At 46.4% G+C, this 18,599-nt stretch carries 13 protein-coding genes; 4 read left to right on the top strand and 9 right to left on the bottom strand.

Going from position 1 to position 18,599, the window contains the following annotated elements; translation table 11 throughout:
• Positions 1-104 precede the first annotated feature (104 nt).
• Together ACE3K2_RS04265 and ACE3K2_RS04260 are read right to left on the bottom strand one after the other, a co-directional pair.
• A complete protein-coding gene (locus ACE3K2_RS04265; RefSeq protein WP_421887114.1) occupies positions 105-2,693 on the bottom strand; it encodes a glycine betaine ABC transporter substrate-binding protein in 2,589 nt (862 codons plus the stop codon).
• Positions 2,659-3,888: a glycine betaine/L-proline ABC transporter ATP-binding protein gene (locus tag ACE3K2_RS04260; protein ID WP_339240348.1), complete on the bottom strand. Its 1,230-nt coding sequence runs from the start codon at positions 3,886-3,888 to the stop codon at positions 2,659-2,661. The genes ACE3K2_RS04265 and ACE3K2_RS04260 overlap by 35 nt, the downstream gene beginning before the upstream one ends.
• 500 nt (positions 3,889-4,388) lie before the next feature.
• Here ACE3K2_RS04260 and ACE3K2_RS04255 point away from each other — a divergent pair, with 500 nt between their 5' ends.
• The gene (locus ACE3K2_RS04255; protein ID WP_421887110.1) at positions 4,389-4,964 is read left to right on the top strand and encodes a GbsR/MarR family transcriptional regulator; all 576 of its coding nucleotides are present in this window, start codon (positions 4,389-4,391) and stop codon (positions 4,962-4,964) included.
• 135 nt (positions 4,965-5,099) lie between these two features.
• Here the strand turns inward: ACE3K2_RS04255 and ACE3K2_RS04250 are convergent, their stop codons facing one another.
• Positions 5,100-6,725, bottom strand: a complete 1,626-nt coding sequence (locus tag ACE3K2_RS04250; protein ID WP_421887108.1) for a helix-turn-helix domain-containing protein — start codon at positions 6,723-6,725, stop codon at positions 5,100-5,102.
• 185 nt (positions 6,726-6,910) lie between these two features.
• A complete protein-coding gene (locus ACE3K2_RS04245; protein ID WP_421887105.1) occupies positions 6,911-8,197 on the bottom strand; it encodes a DUF5050 domain-containing protein in 1,287 nt (428 codons plus the stop codon).
• 274 nt (positions 8,198-8,471) lie between these two features.
• Here ACE3K2_RS04245 and ACE3K2_RS04240 point away from each other — a divergent pair, with 274 nt between their 5' ends.
• Positions 8,472-9,458 (top strand): Gfo/Idh/MocA family protein, encoded by a 987-nt coding sequence (locus ACE3K2_RS04240; RefSeq protein ID WP_421888331.1) that lies wholly within the window; start codon positions 8,472-8,474, stop codon positions 9,456-9,458.
• Positions 9,459-9,461: 3 nt separating this feature from the next.
• Here the strand turns inward: ACE3K2_RS04240 and ACE3K2_RS04235 are convergent, their stop codons facing one another.
• From ACE3K2_RS04235 to ACE3K2_RS04225, 3 genes are all read right to left on the bottom strand, one after another.
• On the bottom strand, positions 9,462-10,256 hold the full coding sequence (locus ACE3K2_RS04235; RefSeq protein WP_421887102.1) for a MurR/RpiR family transcriptional regulator: 795 nt from the start codon (positions 10,254-10,256) through the stop codon (positions 9,462-9,464).
• Positions 10,257-10,344: 88 nt separating this feature from the next.
• Positions 10,345-11,178 carry an ABC transporter permease gene (locus ACE3K2_RS04230; RefSeq protein ID WP_421887099.1) on the bottom strand — a complete coding sequence of 278 codons (834 nt, stop codon included), beginning with the start codon at positions 11,176-11,178 and terminating at the stop codon, positions 10,345-10,347.
• The gene (locus ACE3K2_RS04225; RefSeq protein ID WP_421887096.1) at positions 11,171-12,076 is read right to left on the bottom strand and encodes an ABC transporter ATP-binding protein; all 906 of its coding nucleotides are present in this window, start codon (positions 12,074-12,076) and stop codon (positions 11,171-11,173) included. Before ACE3K2_RS04225 ends, ACE3K2_RS04230 begins: the two co-directional genes overlap by 8 nt.
• Before the next feature lie 445 nt (positions 12,077-12,521).
• Here ACE3K2_RS04225 and ACE3K2_RS04220 point away from each other — a divergent pair, with 445 nt between their 5' ends.
• Positions 12,522-14,360, top strand: coding sequence for an HSP90 family protein (locus ACE3K2_RS04220; protein ID WP_421887093.1), 1,839 nt, complete (start codon positions 12,522-12,524; stop codon positions 14,358-14,360).
• Positions 14,357-15,412, top strand: a complete 1,056-nt coding sequence (locus ACE3K2_RS04215; RefSeq protein WP_421887090.1) for a hypothetical protein — start codon at positions 14,357-14,359, stop codon at positions 15,410-15,412. The genes ACE3K2_RS04220 and ACE3K2_RS04215 overlap by 4 nt, the downstream gene beginning before the upstream one ends.
• A gap of 154 nt (positions 15,413-15,566) precedes the next feature.
• Here ACE3K2_RS04215 and ACE3K2_RS04210 read toward each other — a convergent pair whose 3' ends face one another.
• Both ACE3K2_RS04210 and ACE3K2_RS04205 read right to left on the bottom strand, forming a co-directional pair.
• On the bottom strand, positions 15,567-17,777 hold the full coding sequence (locus tag ACE3K2_RS04210; RefSeq protein ID WP_421887087.1) for a serine hydrolase: 2,211 nt from the start codon (positions 17,775-17,777) through the stop codon (positions 15,567-15,569).
• Between the two features lie 51 nt (positions 17,778-17,828).
• Positions 17,829-18,599, bottom strand: a complete 771-nt coding sequence (locus ACE3K2_RS04205) for a DUF3169 family protein (RefSeq protein ID WP_421887084.1) — start codon at positions 18,597-18,599, stop codon at positions 17,829-17,831.

Raw genomic sequence — 18,599 nt, 5'->3', positions numbered from 1 at the left:
ATTAGATTTACAAGCCTAAAAAAAATGATAGCCAAAAGAAAAAGACCACCGAAAATATTCGGTGGTCTTTTTACCAATATCAGGTTTAATCATCTCAAACTGGTTTAATTATCTTTTAAATCTTTAACAGAGTCGATATCCATGTACGTTGGAACAACCAGTCCTTGTTTGACTCCTGTCATACTTACAGCTATATCTTCAATCTGGTCTCCATATGTCTTCCAGTAGTCTCCGTGTGTAAGTGGGAGCCAAACGGCTGGAGAAGCATCGATATCACCTGCTGCCAAGCCTGCCCACATGGGTCCAGCTTCAACTTGCAGTGCTTTGACGGTATAACCCAGATCCGTTTCAAGCACATACTTCATCAGGTTGGTACTCGCAATTTCAGAGTCCCATGCAACATAACCAAGACGTAAATTGTCACCTTTAACAGGGGTTAACCCCTTGGTCCACTCTTCAATTTGATCCGAATGTTTTTCTGCATAAGTCTTGGCAGCTTCTTCGGGCGAAACGCCTTTTTGAATGTCAACCATGATTTCACTCATCTGGTCTGCAGTCCAATTGAAGCGAGAGAAGAATTCATAGGCAACGGGATGATCTTCTTTGATTCCCTTACGTCCAACCGTGTGAACTTCTTCTGCATCTCCAAAGATTAAGTCGGGATCGTCCAAATACTTCAGATCGTACTGGTTGAACATCCAGTGTGGAGTCCAACCCGTAACGATGATTGGTTCTTCATTTTTATAAGCTTTGTCCAGCGAAGCAGTCATGGCTGCTCCGGAGCCTTCAATCAGATTCCAGTTAGACAAATCATAATGCTTGATGGCGTTTGCTGTAGCCTTCATCAGACCTGCACCAGGATCAATACCAACAATCTGGTGATTAACCTCTTTACCCACATTGGCACTTGCCGATGGAGTGGAAGAAGTGGCACCTGTCTCCAGATCTGCAATCGAATTTACTTCAGTCATGTAACTAGGAACCACGAGGCCTGTACGTACACCTGTCATATTGGCACCCAGATCGTCCACCTGGTCTTTGTAACGTTCCCAGTAGTCTGCGTGTGTTAATGGCAGCCAAGCTGCTGGAGAGGCATCTACGTCGCCTGAGGCAACACCCGTCCACATCGGTCCGGCTTCGACTTGCAGAGCGTTAACTTTATAACCCAAGTTGTTTTCCATAACATATTTCAGCAAGTTGGTACTTGCGATTTCGGAATCCCAAGCCACATAGCTAAGTTTAAATGCGTCACCGTTCACTGGAGTCAGACCTTTGGTCCACTCAGCAATCTGATCGGCATGTTTCTCGGCATATGCTTTGGCTGCTTCTTCCGGAGAGGTGCCATCCTGAATGGCAGTCATCATTTCACCCATTTCATCCGACGTCCATTGGAAACGGGACAGGAATTCAAACGCCACAGGGTGATCTTCTTTCAGACCTTTACGGGCGATGGTATGAATTTCTTCCGCATCACCGAAAGATTTCTCAGGGTCTTCCAAATATTTGAGATCATATTTGTTGAACATCCAGTGTGGAGTCCAACCTGTAATAATGATTGGGTCTTCATTTTTGATCGCTTTGTCCAGCGTGGCCGTCATGGCTGCACCAGAGCCTTCAATCAGAGTCCAGTCAGTCAGTTTATAGTCTTCGATCGCTTTTGCAGCGGACTTCATGATACCAGCCCCTGGATCGATACCAATAATCTGATAATTTACTTCTTTACCTACAGCATTGGCTGCTGAATTGTTGCCACCAGCGGAAGTTGTGCCACCAATGAAGTATTGTGAGAAACCAGCTACAAGCACAAGGAATGTTGCCACAGCCGTGATCCATGCTTTTTGCTTTGTTGTAATGCGTGAGGTCTTTTTGCGACCTGGCATAAACACATTTTGTGTAAAGCGGTCCAGAACAATCGCGAGTACAACAACGGCCAGACCCGCTTCAAAACCTTTACCGATTTGAAGCTGTGTTACAGCACGATAAACTTCCGCACCAATACCTTGTGCACCGATCATGGATGCAATAACAACCATGGACAGGGACAGCATGATCGTCTGGTTAATACCGGACATCACGGTAGGCAGAGCGAGAGGAAGCTGAACTTTGAACAACTTTTGCATGGAAGTCGAGCCAAAAGCATCAGCTGCTTCAACCAATTCGCCAGATACCTGTCTGATACCCAGGTGAGTAAGACGAATTGTTGGTGGAATCGCAAAAATAACAGATGCGATAACACCTGGAACGACACCAAGGCTAAAGAATGTAACCGCAGGCAGCAAGTAGACAAATGCAGGCATCGTCTGCATGAAGTCAAGCAGCGGTGTAATGATACGTGCCGCAGTTTTACTGTAAGCAAGCCAGATTCCGACCGGTACACCAAGCAGGATCGAAACCAATCCTGAAGTGATAACCAGGCCAAGTGTGTCCATCGATTGGGACCAGTATCCCAAGTTATCTACAAGCAAGAACCCGATAACCGTGAATAGTGTCAATGGGAGTCGACCTACGAGGAACGCAAGAACACCCAATATTGCAATGAACAGAAGCGGATGGGGCAGCATGAACAGCCCGGAGAAGAATCCGACTACTGCCTGAATAACAGCAGAGATTACATTAAACAATCCGGAGAGCGAGGAGCTCATCCAGTCAACGATGGATTCAATCCACGATGCTAGTGGTATTTTGGGAATCATTCACAAGTTCCTCCTTTACTGCAACTTCACCGCTAAGTGCACCCAGCAGGGCACCGCGGACGATAACACCTTGCAGACGGCCATTCTCACCAACAACAGCAAGCGGCACATGGGCTGAACTTACCATTTCGAATAATTCATGAATCAGGGTCTCAGGCGCCACAGTTGGCCCATCCGTGATCAGAATGTCGTTCAATACTTTATTTTCGCGCATCGCACGAGTTGCATCTTCGGCTGTAATGACACCAAGCAGTTTTTTCGAACGGTCAATGACAAACAGGTTGGAAATACCACGTTCGCGCATTAATTCGAGGGCAACACGAGGACCACGATCAAGCGTAATTGTTTCAGGGCGACGCATTACGTGAGAAGCTGTAAGAACCTTGGACAGATCCACGTCTTCGACGAAGCGGGCCACGTATGAGTTGGCCGGTTGAATCATAATTTCTTCCGGTGTACCAATCTGCACAACTGCGCCGTCTTTCATGAGGGCAATCCGATCGCCGATGCGCAGCGCTTCGTCCAAGTCATGGGTAATGAAAATAATCGTCTTTTTCATTTTATCCTGAAGCTCGATCAACTCATCCTGCATGTCACGGCGGATCAATGGATCAAGTGCACTGAAAGCTTCATCCATTAGTAGTACTTCCGGGTCATTGGCAAGTGCACGGGCCAAGCCTACACGTTGCTGCATACCACCACTGAGTTCATCTGGCATTTTGTCTTCCCAGCCTTTAAGGCCGACCAGCTCAAGTGAGGTTTTTGCTTTTTCGCGGCGTACTTCCTTGTCTACTTTCTGTATTTCCAATCCATACTCCACATTATCAAGAACGGTACGGTGCGGGAATAACGCAAACTTCTGAAAGACCATGCTGATCGTTTTCCGACGCACTTCGCGCAATTGTTCTTTGTTCATCTTACGCAGATCCTTACCATGGACCAGAATTTCTCCGGATGTTGGTTCAATCAGACGATTGAACATCCGAACCAGTGTGGATTTACCACTCCCGGACAGCCCCATAATAACGAAAATTTCGCCTTCCTTAATATCCATGTTGACCCGGTTGACACCAACCGTTATCTGTTTTTCTTTGGCCAACTTTTCTTTACCCCAACCTTGCTCCAGTAATTGCAGACCTTGCTCGGTTTGGGGGCCAAACAATTTACTTACGTTTTTCACTTCAAGTATGGTCATGTTTTCACCCCTTCTGATGTGTTGTGCACTTCGAACGGCTTTCAGCATCCATAAGCCCATACACTTATGCGCCCAGCCACGAAATCCGGTAGTAGTTGCTTCGCTTCCCGTCTTTCTGGGTAACGTTTTGTATTCTAACAATACTTACCCCGTATAGCAACCGAATAAACAGTACATAATGTTTGTACAGTAAAAACTGTACAAAGTTTTCCTCCCATATGCTCTGTCATTCTCCTTATTCTGCCTAATAAGGTTCCTTTACATTTGATATCGCTTTTTCTACAATAGAAAATGAGCTGAATTGAAGCTGAATTTTTTGGTTAAAAGATAGTCATAGGCAATTGTAGCCTGGTAAAGTTCCCATTTTCATACATTGGGTGAAAGAAAGCCCTCTGGCATATAGGATGTCCGGCCGGATGCTTTCCCATGTAAGCAGGACTTTTAAAGTGTTGCAATTATTTTGCCAAGACTGTGGAATGTTCAGAATGGAGGTTGCAAGCATGGGCTTGGACCATTTACAAGAGGAACAGCAGGCAACCGTGCTGAAGATTCGTAAACGTGTCATTGAAGCCATTGGACGTAATATGGATCTTTACGGCGTTACGTTGTCTACGGGACACTTATATGGATTGCTATTTTTTGCAGACAAACCAATGACCCTTGACGATATGGGACGGGAAATGGAAATGAGCAAAACGAGTATGAGTACAGGTGTACGGACACTGCTGGATTTGAAAATGGTAAACAAAGTATGGAGCAAAGGCTCCAGGAAAGACCTATATGAAGTGGAATATGATTGGCATCAGACATTTACGGATTATTTTGCGATTAAGTGGAGAAAAGCCGTGGAGAGTAACCTGCAGGTTCTGCGCAAATCGATTGAAGAACTGAATCGATTAGTCGAAGATTTGGATGAGCAGGCAGATGCTGAACTTCTCCACATTCTGATGGAAGATAAACACAAGGTTTTGCAAGCGGAAGCCTATTACAAATGGTTGGACCGGTTGATTGATACCATGGAAGATGAAGAGATATACAAGCTCGTTCCGAAGGAAGAAATCAAGGAACATTTATAATTTTACATGCAAAGGGCCCTTTCCATCATAGGAGAGGGTCCTTTGGTTTTGTTATATATTCTTGTTAAATATTTTTAATGAAGAAACACGATGGAAGAGATAATAACGCACACCGTTTAGACCTCACGTTTATGGTTAATGACCGATCAGACCCGTACGAGGAAAGCCTACAGACTGCTGGGCAATCTGTTCCAGTTCGTTCAGAATCTGCAACCGGCCAGCCGGGGTCCAGCATAACCATTGCCAATTCGAGATATCGTACACGTTACCTTGCAATACGGCAGGGGAACGATTCCACGATGCTGATTGCTTCATGCGTCGGAACACCTTTTCACTGGCAGGCTGAAGCGAAGCACGATGGATTAACAGGTAATCTGTGTCCAACATGGGGATACTGTCTGCTACATACTCAATTTTGGAACTTTCGGAAGATCCAATCTGGGCAGGGTGGAGTCCCAATTCAGCATACAACAAGTGATTTAATGGATGCTCTCCAGTCCCCTGGAAGCGAATGAAATGACTCGTAATCTCCATCAGAGCTATACGTTTTGGTCCGAAATAAGCTTGCAGACTTAGGTCTGCTTCAAGCTTGCGAAACTCGAGTTCTTTGAAATTCAGCAACGCTTGTTTCTCGCGTCCGACCAGTTCAGCGATGCGCATATGGTTCTCTTTCCAGTCATCAGTGGACTCCAATATGATGGTGGGTGCAATACTTTTCAGGCGATCATAATAGGGCTTGTGGTAAAAGTCACCAATGATCAGATCTGGCTTCGCCTGCTGAAGTTGATCGAATGGTCTGGTTAATCGGCGTTCTTGTTCGTATTCATACGATTCTTGGTCAAGAACTCCTTCCAGTACAGCTACCGGGCGCAGTCCAAGCGATGCCAGATTGTCATGGAATCCCATAATGGAAGCCGTTGCTACGCGCAGTTGATCTCTTTTCATATATACGCTGGGAGCAATCCCCAAGGTTTGTTTGAATTTGCGGCTAAAATAATACTCGTTGCCATACCCGACAGATATCGCGACGTCTTTAAGGACACAATTTTCCGCTGTTAGCTGTTTTTTGGCTTCGTCTATACGTAAGCGATTCAGGTAATCGGTCGGCGACATGCCTTTGGCTTTCTTGAAACTGCGTGAATAGGAGCTGGGTGTAAGTCCAGCGATCTTGGCAAGCTGGTCCATGCTGATTGCTTCACTCACATAACGTCGCATATACATAATGCTGCGTTCCAAGGCAGGGTCTACCTTCTCATGATTGGCTTCCAGTCGGTTCTCCGAGAGGAACTGCAGTAGTTCATGCAGCTGGCTATGTATGCTGATAAAGTGATCTGGCTGACGGCCGCGATAGGTTTCGTACAGTTGTTCCACTCGTGATACAGCCTGCTGCTCATGACGAACCAGCAACCTGCCTGTTTGCCAATCCAGAGGGAAGCCAGGTGAAGAAGTCATTTTCCACTCACCTCGCACTTGCTGTAAACGAACGGTATCCATGCTTAACAATATACATTCGGTCACATTCGAGCGTGCAGCGGCCTCGATGGTTGTACCTGGCTTCAGTACAAACAAGCTGCCCGCTTGAGCCGTATAAACGGTATCATTCAGGACGAGAACACCGTCTCCTTGCAAAATAAGACAGAGCATGGGCCGGGACACCGTCTTACCTTGCACACGGAAATTCTCCCCACGACGTACACGGCACATGGAGGAGAGGAGTGGTAAAGATGAGGTTTCAGCAATGAAGGGAAACTGTTCAGTCATACGGACCATCCTTTTGTCTTATTTTCTTAATGATAACAATTATCATTCTCATATGGAAGATGTTTTTGAAAAATAGTTTTCGACAACAAAAAAAGGACTACCAGGAGCCGTTATGGCTACCAGGTAATCCTTTTTGTAATGGACAAGCCATTGAATAGGCTACATGCTTGAATCAACAGGATATGTTAGTACGGTGTCACCAATAGAATATTGTCAAGGAAAACGTCACTCATGACTTTTTTCCCTGTTCCACCTGTTTGCACGTGATACAAGCGATATTGGTCTTTGGCATTGATGTAGAACAGGCCAGCAACATCATCTCTGATATGGAATGCATCCCATTCGTCACTGGTAAGTTTCGTTACCTTGAGAGCAGTATTGACGGAGTAGAGGCCGTTGTTGCCCGAGATGTAAGCAGCGGTAGGTGTGCCGTTGGTCAATTGATTCGCAACATACGTTACATTGGTCAGGTTCAGGTTGGCGGACTTGTTTACTTTGTTACCCGAGACCGTTTTGGCATAAGCCTTTTTGTCTGCATCAACAAGGACAACCTTGTCTGTACCTAGGGCACTTACTTCCCGAACGCTTTTGTTATGAAGCTGAAGCGTTTTGGCTGAAGTTGTTAAAGCAAACGCTTTGCCTTTGGCATAATTGTAATCCTTATTGCTGTCGAGCTCGATTCCTTTGTTATACACGTAAAGATTGTTACCCCAACCACCGGAATATACAGCATTCACATCCAGTTTGGCTTTGGGATTAACCGCAGTTGCCTTGCCAGTGTTGTAATTCACCTTATACATGACAACAGCATTGGTGGAGTAGTACTGCTCGTGAGGGTTTGTATTGACCATGAGTTGCAGTTCGTTTTTGGCTTGATTCGTAAAATAACGACCTTCCACTGCACCTGCGGCAATCCGCTGCACAGCTCCAGAACCGTTGGACGTTTTGGACACGATCCACGTGTTGCCATTAACCAGTGCGTTATAGTAAACCCGCCCTTTGGCTACCACGAGAAAAGGAAAGTCGGTATCGGCTTTGTCCGCAATCTTGGTAACAGTTGAAGCGTCACTGTTGCCATTAGCACGATAAATCGTGCCTGTCGCATCCAGATAATAGATGAATCCGTTATCCGTATAATAGCTGAGCACATCTGTTGCAAATGTTTCTGCCTCATCCTTGGACCCGTCATTCGGAACCCGAAGCAATGTTGTGGAAGAAGCAGTCTGAGTGTAGTAGAGATAAGAGCCTGCCGCGAGCAAGTCCACCCCTTGGAAATCAATTAATACTTCGGTTGTATTGCTGCCATCCGCGGATACTTTGTACAAAACGCCGTCAGACTCATAATACACAGTGGATTGGCTAAGTGAAGCTGCCTGAGCTGCGCTACCGCCTCCGAATGTCACTGCTGCAATCAGTGTAATGAGCAGTAATGTACAGATGGTGCGTTGTACGTATGTATACCCTGTTTTCATTCTTTCATCGTCCCCTTCGTTCTGTATGTATGTCGTTATTTCCTTGTGTTATATCGGTAAACTATGGAAGATATGTTAGATCTCAAACATGAAAAAAGAAGAGAATGAAATTGAATTTCATATATATTCAAACCTGACATCGAATTGCGCATGATGCGGCCAATCCCGTCCCAAAGCGTTCTCCGCCTGACTTGATCGTGATAACATAACATTCAACCACCAGAGCGGCGAAGAGAGCCAACTGACAAACCAACGACAGGAGAGAAACGATATGATGAATATAGCAACGATGGGTACAGGCTCCATTGTGGATGCCATTTTATCCGCGATAAATGAACTGGAAGATGTCACTTGTACAGCAATGTACTCCCGTAAGAGAGAGACAGCACTGGAGCTTGCGGGTAAATATGGAGTAAGTACAATCTATACGGACCTGGAATCCCTATTTTCAGATACAAATGTAGATCTCATATATATTGCTTCACCAAACAGCATGCACTACGAACATGCCTATCAGGCACTTCAACATGGCAAACATGTCGTCTGTGAAAAGCCGTTTACGTCTACGCTTGAGGAAGCAGAGACGCTAATTGCACTTGCAAAAGAAAAGAAGCTGTTGCTGTTTGAAGCCATCTCCAACATTCATCTGCCCAATATTAAAGTCATACAGGAGCAGCTACCAAAGCTTGGTCCGATCAAACTCATCCAGTGTAACTACAGTCAATACTCGCGCAAATACAATGATCTGCTTGCAGGGGGAACACCGAATGTTTTTAATCCACAATTCTCCGGTGGAGCGCTGATGGATATCAATATTTATAATCTTCATCTGGTCATGAATCTGTTTGGTAGTCCAAATGCCGTATCGTATACTGCCAACAAGCATGCAAACGGCATTGATACGTCCGGAGTTGTGGTTCTCCAATATCCGGAGTTTATTGCGGAATGTGCAGGTGCCAAAGATTCGAACAGCATGAACTTTGTGCTCATTCAGGGTGAGAAAGGGTATCTTCAGGTTGTTGGGGGAGCAAACGGTTGCCGGGAGATCAAGCTTCAGATCGGGAATGAACCTGCTGAGGCGTATAATGCCCAGACTCAATCCAATTGGCTGTACTATGAGTGGGAAGCGTTCAGGGATATCCATGCAAGTGGGGATCACAACCGGTGTTACGAACTGCTCGAACACAGCCGGTCTGTGATGAATGTACTCATGAGTGCGCGCAAGGATGCCGGGATTGTATTTGCAGCGGATCAGCGTTAATCGTTAATACGTGTCGCTAATGCTCCCCATGTATAACATGTCGAAAATGTAGAGTACCGAGACCATCGACGACATTTTGGATAGTCTTAATTGTTCATTGTATCCGTAAGCAAGTAACGTTTCATCACAGTGTTTGGACAGGGTTGAATGGTTGTTGCCCGTGACCGCGATGACCTTCATCTGTTTGTTGCTCAGCACTTTGGCGGCTTCAATCATGGATTGGTTCTCACCTGTGTGCGATATAACAAAAGACAGCGTTAGGCTATTGGGATTCATCGTATTCAAGTAATGCATGTTGGCATTATTGTGAGCAATCGCAGATATGCCGAGTTCATTCCACTTGGCACAAGCCTGTTGAGCCAGATAATAATTCATATCACTGCCATAGATATCGATACGTCCGGATTCTTTGACCCAGCTAGCGATTCGTAGCAAAACAGGAGCCTTTAACATCCGGCGCGTATCCTCCAGCGCTTGTTGATAGAGATAAGGAACCGAGTCGATGGCAGCCAGCACATTGCCTTGTTCTGCGAATGGAGAATCCTGCTTCTGCAACGCAGAAGGCATCTGTTGATATTCAAGAGCAAGCTTTAACTGAAAGTCTGGGTACCCTTTGGTACCCAGCTTTTTGCATAGACGAACAATGGTGGATGAGCTTGTATAGGTCTGCTGAGCCAGTTCATGGGCTGTAGAATCAAATACAACTTCGGGATTGTTCAGGATATGGTCCACAATATGTTTCTCCTGTGCCGTTAATTGTGAAGCATATTTTAATTTTTGAAGCAGTTTGGATTCCATGCAGTTGTTCCAGCCCTCTCTATAATCATCCCAAAACATATATCTTTACATCATAACCTGCGTGTATTCATTTCTCAATCTACACAACTCAGATCTGACTTTCCGCCAGTTGCTGACGACTATTCCATAGGGTGACGAAACGAAGAAGAACCATACTAATGAGCAGGAGCACAGCTCCAATCATGAATAACATCCAAGGACCAATCAGCAGCATGCCACTGGCTTGACCAGCGACTAAGGCGATCAGGGGAAGGACAATTAATCCGCCGAGCTGATAGGCTTCCTGGAACCCTCGGACTTTGGCCGAGATCAGTACGTTTAATAAAATGACCATAAGACTGCAAGCAGGAACGACCCACACGACAAGTATGATCCAGTTCAGATTGGGAAACATCAACATTCCGAACATGGGGTACATCAGAATATTGGCAATGATTCCGTAGATCAGGAAAGTACCCCAGGATAATAGAAGGGAAGGAATCAGAGCAGCCAATACTTTGCCTTTAAAAAGAGTGTCCATGCTGATCGGTGTGAACAATAAACCTTCCAGCGTCTTGCGTTCCTTCTCACCAGCGAAACTATTGGCCGTCAGAATACTGGAGGCCATCACCGGAATGATGAGAAACAAGGGAGCGAACATATACATGGCCAAGTAATAAACAATACGATGATTGTCTGTAGGCATGGAAGCAAGCTGTGGAATCTGCCCACTATGGGTTAACGCATCCAATGATTCGAGTAGAAAACTGATGTTGCCCAGAGAACGAAGTTCCATTCTGGAGGCCGCCCACAGGAGGGCAGAGGGCATGATGATTCCGATAATCAGTGGAACGATCAACATGGGCAACCAGAGCTGGACGCTGGCTGTGACGGACCGGATATCTTTACGTACCAGTGCACGTATGGCTTGGCGGTTATTCATGGTGGTGTGCCTCCCTTATCGCAAAATAGATACTTTCCAGATCACTTCCAGTGATGCGGGCCTGATAGACTTGACCACGCTCCGTTAATTGCCTTAGCAGTAATGGAATATCTTCACGTGATGTAAGCTGAAATGTTGCTTTATGTGCGGAGATTATTTCAGGCGTGTAGTCAGTTGCTATATGCCATCCATTTGGCATATCGGCTTCTACTTCGAGCTTCGGAGTGGACAGGTACCGGCTAACAATCTCCTGTTCCGTGCCTTCCTCCACGATACGCCCCTTTTCAAGGAAAATATAACGATCACAGACGGCTGATAGCTGGGACAGCACGTGGGATGAGACCAGAATCGTCATCTTTTCTTCCTTATTTAATTGACGGATGATACGTAGTACCATCTGAATTCCATCCGGATCCAGGCCATTGGTAGGCTCATCCAGAAACAGGATGGAAGGACGGTGCAGGAGTACTCGTGCAAGCCCCAAGCGTTTCTTCATGCCTGTGCTATAGGTTCCGACTTTTCGATGCTGGTAATCTTGCAACTCGAACAGAGCCACAAGCTCGTCAATTCGTTTCTTGGGATGTTTCAGGCCAAAAGCATCTGCAAAGAACGTCAGATTGTCACGCCCACTCATATTTTCATATAATCCACTTTGTTCGGTAAGGGTGCCACACATGGCCAGTACGTTCTCCGCCTCACGAGCGGCATCCAATCCGTTAATGGTTACCTGTCCACTGGAAGCACCTAAGACCCCATTCATGATGCGAATCAGTGTAGTTTTGCCTGAACCGTTAGGCCCAATTAATCCGGTGACACTACCTTGTTTAACTGTGAAACTGACATCTTGGAGTGCTTGATGCACCTTGAATTGCTTGGATATATTGCGTGCTTCGATCATGTATATTCACCGTCCGATCTGAGTTTGGAGATTATACGTGCGGCAGGAGGATATCGTTCAAATGGACGACAAAAAAGATGTATTTCTCCTTCAATAGTCCCGAATAAAGGATGCATATTTACCCTGAAGTCTGACTGAAATCGGGTCTCAGGTTTGTTTTCACCATGACTTGTAACATGTATCCTTATTTTAGGACAGAACATCCGTTTCATTGTTGTTCATAACGTGGTAATGAAAGATAAGGCCATACGTCTCAAGAATGCCTGTAATATTCATCTAACGCCGGTCCTGGTTATCCGGGGACGGCTTGACGTGATGTTTTGGTGTACCTGCCCGCGGGAACGGCTGTTTTAAACGATTACATAATGAATTCGTCTAACACATCCATATGAATACATCGTATGGGTACATATTGTGTTTGGACGTAGAGGAAGGTGAGTGAGTCATGACAGCATCCAATGAATATCGCTTTCAGGTGAACCTGAGCGGAATGATTCAGATTTTATCGAATCATCTATATAGCAGTCCAAAAGTTTTTCTGCGTGAACTCATGCAGAATGCAACAGATGCGATCACGGCACGCAAGGAAGTGGAGCCGGGATACCGGGGAGAAGCACGGATTGAGCTGACAGGGACCGGGGATCAATTGACGATGATGGTGGAGGACAACGGGGTTGGCCTGACCGAAGCGGACATCCATGAATTTTTAGCGATGATTGGACAATCTTCCAAGCGTGGTCAACAGGCGCTGCTGGATGGCGAGACATCGTTTATAGGGCGTTTCGGTATCGGTCTGCTCAGCTGTTTCATGGTCAGTCATGAGATCGTCATGCTGACTCAATCGGTGAAGGGCGGCCCCTCGATGGAGTGGCGCGGCAAGCCGGATGGTACATATACGATTAGACAGTTGGACACACAGTTGTCTCCCGGAACGAAAGTATATCTGCGATGTACGCCGGATGCAGCACATTATTTTGAAGCGGAGTATGTAAAAGAAGCTTTATTTTACTACGGCGCTTTGCTTCCTTATCCGGTCACGTTGATACATGATGGGGTGCAGTCTGTTGTCAATCAGGATTCTCCGATCTGGCTTACACGCCCGGAGCTTGCCCGTTCTTGCCGAGCGGAAGTGCTTGCTTTTGGTGAACGTCTGCTGGGGGAGAAGTTCCAGGATTTCATCACGCTGACTACGGCTTCGGGTCGTACGGGAGGCATTGCTTATGTGCTGCCACATGCGGTGAATCTGAATGCCAAGCGTTCTCACCGGGTTTATTTGAAGCGCATGCTGATCTCGGAGAAAGCCGAGAACATTTTGCCGGAGTGGGCGTTCTTTGTAAAATGTCTGATCTGGACCGATGAGCTTCAACCGACGGCATCAAGAGAACATTTTTATGAAAATGAAAAGCTGGAAGAAGTGCGATCCGAGCTTGGAGACGCGTTGCGTATGGGGCTGGCTGACATGGCTGAGAGCCAGACCGAACGGTTGCAGAAGCTGATTCGCCTGCATGCCCTATCGATGAAGGCACTGGCCGTTCAGGATCAGGAATTCTACGCGATGATTCATTGCTGGCTGCCTTTCGAGACGACGAGAGGACACCGGGAGCTGGGTGAACTGATTGATGAAGGGGAGACGCTGTATTACACCGGCTCCATTGATGAATATCGCCAGATTCACCATGTGGCTTCAGCACAGTCCATGCTGGTTGTCAACGCAGGTTACATCTACGATAAGGAACTGATGGCGATGCTGCCTGTCATACTGAACAATGTACAGACGGAGCGAATTGAGCCAGATGAAGTATCGATGACATTCACGGATATTGCACCGGCTGAACGTAACCAGTACTATGATGCGCTGCGTTTGGCAGATTCGGGATTACAACGTTTCCGCTGCCGGGCAGAGGTGAAAGGATTCAAGCCATCGGATCTGCCGGTGTTGTTTACCCTTTCGCAGGAGTCATCCACACTGCGTGCGCTGGAAAAAGCCAGCGAAGAGAGCACAGACTTATTCTCCTCTGTCCTTGGTTCATTGTCAGCAGGCATTAATTCGGCAGGGTACTCGACCTTGTATCTGAATGTGAACAATCCCATCATTAAACGGGTGTTGACTTCACCAGATAATCAGATGACACCGATTGCTATTGAAATGTTGTATGTTAACGCACTGATGATGGGGCATTATGCCATGAACAAACAGGAACTTGAAGTGCTGAACCAGGGAATTGTTCGTTTTATTGATTGGGGTTTGCGTGCAAATACAGATCGTAAGGGAGATGCCAGATGAAGACAGAGATGGATTTTGAAGATTTGATGGAAGAGGCCTATCAACTGCCTAATGGTCCGGCAAAACTCGGTTTTTTGGAGGAAGCAGCGCGGGTAGCCGATGTCAATGGCATGGTTGAGGAGGCGTACGAAGCACGCTCCGAGATTGTGGATGTAGCCACCTTCTGTGGATATCCGATGAAAGCTTTGATCGCTTTTTCCTGGCAACTGGGCAAGTTTGATCAGCAACCAGAGCTGTATGATGAAGAGACGTTATTGTGGTCATATAAATGGATTCTCGGTAAAATGCCCGATTTCCCTGAAATCTCACGCGAGAAGATCATGGAACTGTTGGAGGACTTCGGACGGCGTTTTAATTCGTATGGATATAGCGAACGCTCTTACTGGTATTATCGTTTCCGCATCTTTATGGATTTTGGAGAGCTGGAGGAAGCGGGACGCAGCTATGATAAGTTCAGAACATTGGACCGCGATTTCATGAGTGACTGCGAGGCGTGTGAGCAGGATGAGATTATGCGATATTTCTTGTTAAAAGGAGACGATGAGAAGGTGTTGGAGGCGGCACAGCCTATCCTGAAAGGGCGGATGAGCTGTGCCGAGATTCCGCATCTGACCTTGTCGGAAATTTTGATGCCGCTATACCGGCTGGGACGGACTGCCGAAGCTGACAAGCATCAAGCCAAGGGGTATCGTCTGATCAAGGGTGAGAATGATTTCGTGCAGAGTTTTTCCGAGCAGATGGAGTATCTCACGCTTACGAATCCGGCCAAAGGCATTGATATCCTTGAAGAAACACTGATGCTCGCAGCCGATCATGAAGATGCTTACGCCAAAATGATGTATTATGCGAAGGCAGCTCCGTTATTGCGGCGCTGGGCGGAAGATAAAGAGTCGGAAGGGTATCGCCTGCGTCTGCCAGCTTCCTTCCCATATGAGGGAGAGCCGGGCGATTTGCTCAAGCTTGCCGATTACTTTGCGGAGCATGCTCAGACCGTTGCAGCCAAGTTTGATCAGCGTAACGGGAACCGTCATGTATCTTCGTTGATCAAATAGAGACGGATATAACTCAGTAATAGATCGTTATAATAAGTTATTAAAAGTAACAAAACAGGCTTGTTCGAGAAGGAGCTTCCCCTTCTGAACAAGCCTGTTTTTTGCTTGCATCATGAGCCATGATAAATCTAATCGGTATGAAGATATTTTATTTTTATTGTGCAAAAGTCGCAGAAGGGACCGTTGCTGGCGATGGAACCGGTGCAGTTTCTGATGGCTCTTCTGCAGACTCGGCTCCTTCAGCAGGTTCGGCTTGCGGCTGCTGAGCCGCCATCAATTCAGCGACGATGCGATCTGTCGGCTGTGTAAGCAGCGCATACATGATCGCCGCCTCTTCCTGACGAATCAGAGGTTTGCGGGAAAGGAAATCAACGGAACCATCTTCCAATACCTTCACCTCAGGTCCATGGATACCAAGCATATACATCATCTGAATGGCTGGTACAGCCCATGCATCTGTGTGCCCCGCAAGTTTCACATCATTGAACAGTTCGCTAGGATATTGCAATTGCATAACTCTCCACATCATGACCATGGCTTCCTGTCGGATAATCACTTGATCCGGCTTAAATTGCTGTTCATCCGTGCCCGTAATCATGCCTAATTCATATCCAAGTTGAATATACCCGGCTGCTGCATGATCTGCCCAGTCAGTGCCTGCAGGGGGTGTTGTTTTGCTGGGCTTCAATCCACTCAGTTTAAGCGTGTTCTCAATAAATTCAGCTCGTGTCACAGCTGTTTTCGGTTGGAAAGACTTATTGGCATCATTCTCATAATATCCAAGCGATTGTATTGCATAGATGGCTTCAGCATAAGGACTGTTCTCACGAACATCCCGGAATCCCATAGGCTTTTGTCCTTTTTTCTCATAACCCATAGGGTTGAGGTAAGGTTCCTTCATGTATGTGGTGCCATCTGGATATTCTTTGAAGGCTGTAAATTGACCAGTCAATTCATCTTTGAAGAGATGATCTTCCACTTGAATCAGGTTGCGTTGACCCAGGAATACATCGTTAATGCTCAGTTGTCCTGGCTTATCACCGCCACCTTTCAGGGAACTTACAATCGTACTAAGTCGAAGATCGGCGTACAATCCGGTTAAGCGTTGCAGTTCAGCTGCGGATTGCGGCGTGTATTCCTTGAACTGCACAGGCTCTGCATATTGCGGGAAGAAGTTCTGAATGAATGCAGGGTAGAACAGATTACGAAGTGCTCCATTCTGATTATACGTCAGGAAGACGCCTGTATTTTGCTCGGGAATAAGGAAGAGATAAGAGCTGAATCCGTTCAGGTCGCCTGCTTTCGTGATAATACTTGAACTACTTCCTGCACTAGGGATCTGGAATGCAGCTTCGAATCCATACGTGGTGTTTGGTAACAGTGGATGAATGGAGGAACGGTACTGTTCCATGCTTTTCACTGTAGATTCCTTGAGAATACGTTCGTTATCCTTCACGCCATCATTCAGGAATGCAATCATGAACTTCCCGATGTCCTCTGCGGTAGATAACATGCCGCCTTGAGGCATTGGTGTTGGAGAGAGGGTATACAGATCAAGCGGTTTATGTGCCGCATCATAGCCTATAGCAAGCTGCTTTTGGAACTTTTCGTCAAGCATGAAGCTGCTGTTATCCATGCCGAGCGGGTTGAAGATATGTTGTTGCATATAGGATTCAAAGGACTCACCGCTTACATTCTCAACAATCATGCCAAGCAGCAAAAACGAGAAGTTATCGTACATGTAGGCGCTACCTGGTTCTCGAACGACAGGAGGCATATGTTGCTGAGCGTAATCCTCCATCGCTATGTACTTATCAAAATCAGTATGGATGTCTTCCTGCTGGGGATCACGGATCTCGAATCCGGTTGTGTGTGTGAGCAGGTTCTCTACAGTTACAGGTTTGTTAAAGGGGTTATGGAATTCGAGCCCTTTCACATAGGTTTGAAAATCAGCTTGCAGGTCAACCTTGCCTTGCTCCACCAGCTGCATCACGGCTGCTGCCGTGAAGGTTTTGGAGACAGAGGCTACACGGAAGGCGGTATTTTTCGGATCGATAGGCGTTTTGTTCTCCTGATCAGCATAGCCGTATCCTTTTTCCGCCAGAACTTTACCATCCTTCACAACCACAACGGAGGCACCAACATAATGAGCTTTTGCCTCAGCGGAATCGAAGAATGAATCGAGAAATGCTGTAGCCGTTTCAGTTGTCAGCGCTTTCGTCTTCTCTTGTTCGGCAGTTGCTGGAGTCGCGGCCTCTGCCTGAACTGCGGCGGGTACCCACAGACTGAGAGACAGAACCACAGCCATGAAAGCTCCTGTTAGGGAGGTGAACCTGAAGCGGGTCTTTCGTTTGGATAAATACATGCCAACACTCCTTTTATGAAAAAATTTACAAAATAGTTACTTACCCATGTATTACTGATTACTCGCACGATAGGTTTCACGATAATAGATTCCGATGTTGGTAATCCAGATCACAGCGAGCATTACGATTGGAAATGGAGCGAAGGTGAATAGAGCCGAATACAGCACCATAGATACCATTCCAACACCAAGAAGTACATTCATCATCTGGAAAGAACGATAGGCTGCGCGATACACGATCCATTTCTCACCTTCATCCAGTTTCTCGAAGTGATCTTTCTTCATGTTGCGTGAGTTCAGATCGAGTGCACGTTCAGGGAAATATCGATTGTACCGTTTGACGGTCAGCGTTTGCAGCACAACGACGATGATAATGGAGATACACGCAGCAAGGAGATTCACGAGGTTAAACAGTTCGGGAAAATTCGGCATGTTTCTATTCGAAGCGTTTAAAGACAGAGCAAGTGCTACCCAGGTAAACGCAATAATAACGCTCAATCCGCTGAGGATCATCGCTTTTCCGAGGGAACGCTCTGCGGGTGAAATGAGTGAATCAGATTCTCCATACGTATCTTCTTCCATCGGAGGAACAGACGGCGTGCGGGAAAGACTGAATAGGTTCCACAACATCATAACCACCAACGAAGCACCCAGTACACCAAATAAAAGATCATAGTCATAATACACGGACAGCGTCCAGTTCAGGTCAGAAGGAATTTTGTTGATTCCGCTGGCTCCGAGAAAACCGAACACAGCACCACCTGCTGCATACAGAGGAAGACGCATTCGCTTCTTAATGGATGAGGATGATGAATTTTTCAA

The sequence above is a fragment of the Paenibacillus sp. genome, assembly GCF_048976745.1.
Classification (GTDB): Bacteria; Bacillota; Bacilli; order Paenibacillales; family Paenibacillaceae; genus Paenibacillus.
This window is presented reverse-complemented; position numbering and strand designations above follow the sequence as displayed.

Excerpts from the sequence above, each read along its gene's own strand:
- ACE3K2_RS04265 (WP_421887114.1), bottom strand. The coding sequence starts at position 2,693 with ATGATTCCCAAAATACCACTAGCATCGTGGATTGAATCCATCGTTGAC.
- ACE3K2_RS04260 (WP_339240348.1), bottom strand. The coding sequence starts at position 3,888 with ATGACCATACTTGAAGTGAAAAACGTAAGTAAATTGTTTGGCCCCCAA.
- ACE3K2_RS04255 (WP_421887110.1), top strand. The coding sequence starts at position 4,389 with ATGGGCTTGGACCATTTACAAGAGGAACAGCAGGCAACCGTGCTGAAG.
- ACE3K2_RS04250 (WP_421887108.1), bottom strand. The coding sequence starts at position 6,725 with ATGACTGAACAGTTTCCCTTCATTGCTGAAACCTCATCTTTACCACTC.
- ACE3K2_RS04245 (WP_421887105.1), bottom strand. The coding sequence starts at position 8,197 with ATGAAAACAGGGTATACATACGTACAACGCACCATCTGTACATTACTG.
- ACE3K2_RS04240 (WP_421888331.1), top strand. The coding sequence starts at position 8,472 with ATGAATATAGCAACGATGGGTACAGGCTCCATTGTGGATGCCATTTTA.
- ACE3K2_RS04235 (WP_421887102.1), bottom strand. The coding sequence starts at position 10,256 with ATGGAATCCAAACTGCTTCAAAAATTAAAATATGCTTCACAATTAACG.
- ACE3K2_RS04230 (WP_421887099.1), bottom strand. The coding sequence starts at position 11,178 with ATGAATAACCGCCAAGCCATACGTGCACTGGTACGTAAAGATATCCGG.
- ACE3K2_RS04225 (WP_421887096.1), bottom strand. The coding sequence starts at position 12,076 with ATGATCGAAGCACGCAATATATCCAAGCAATTCAAGGTGCATCAAGCA.
- ACE3K2_RS04220 (WP_421887093.1), top strand. The coding sequence starts at position 12,522 with ATGACAGCATCCAATGAATATCGCTTTCAGGTGAACCTGAGCGGAATG.
- ACE3K2_RS04215 (WP_421887090.1), top strand. The coding sequence starts at position 14,357 with ATGAAGACAGAGATGGATTTTGAAGATTTGATGGAAGAGGCCTATCAA.
- ACE3K2_RS04210 (WP_421887087.1), bottom strand. The coding sequence starts at position 17,777 with ATGTATTTATCCAAACGAAAGACCCGCTTCAGGTTCACCTCCCTAACA.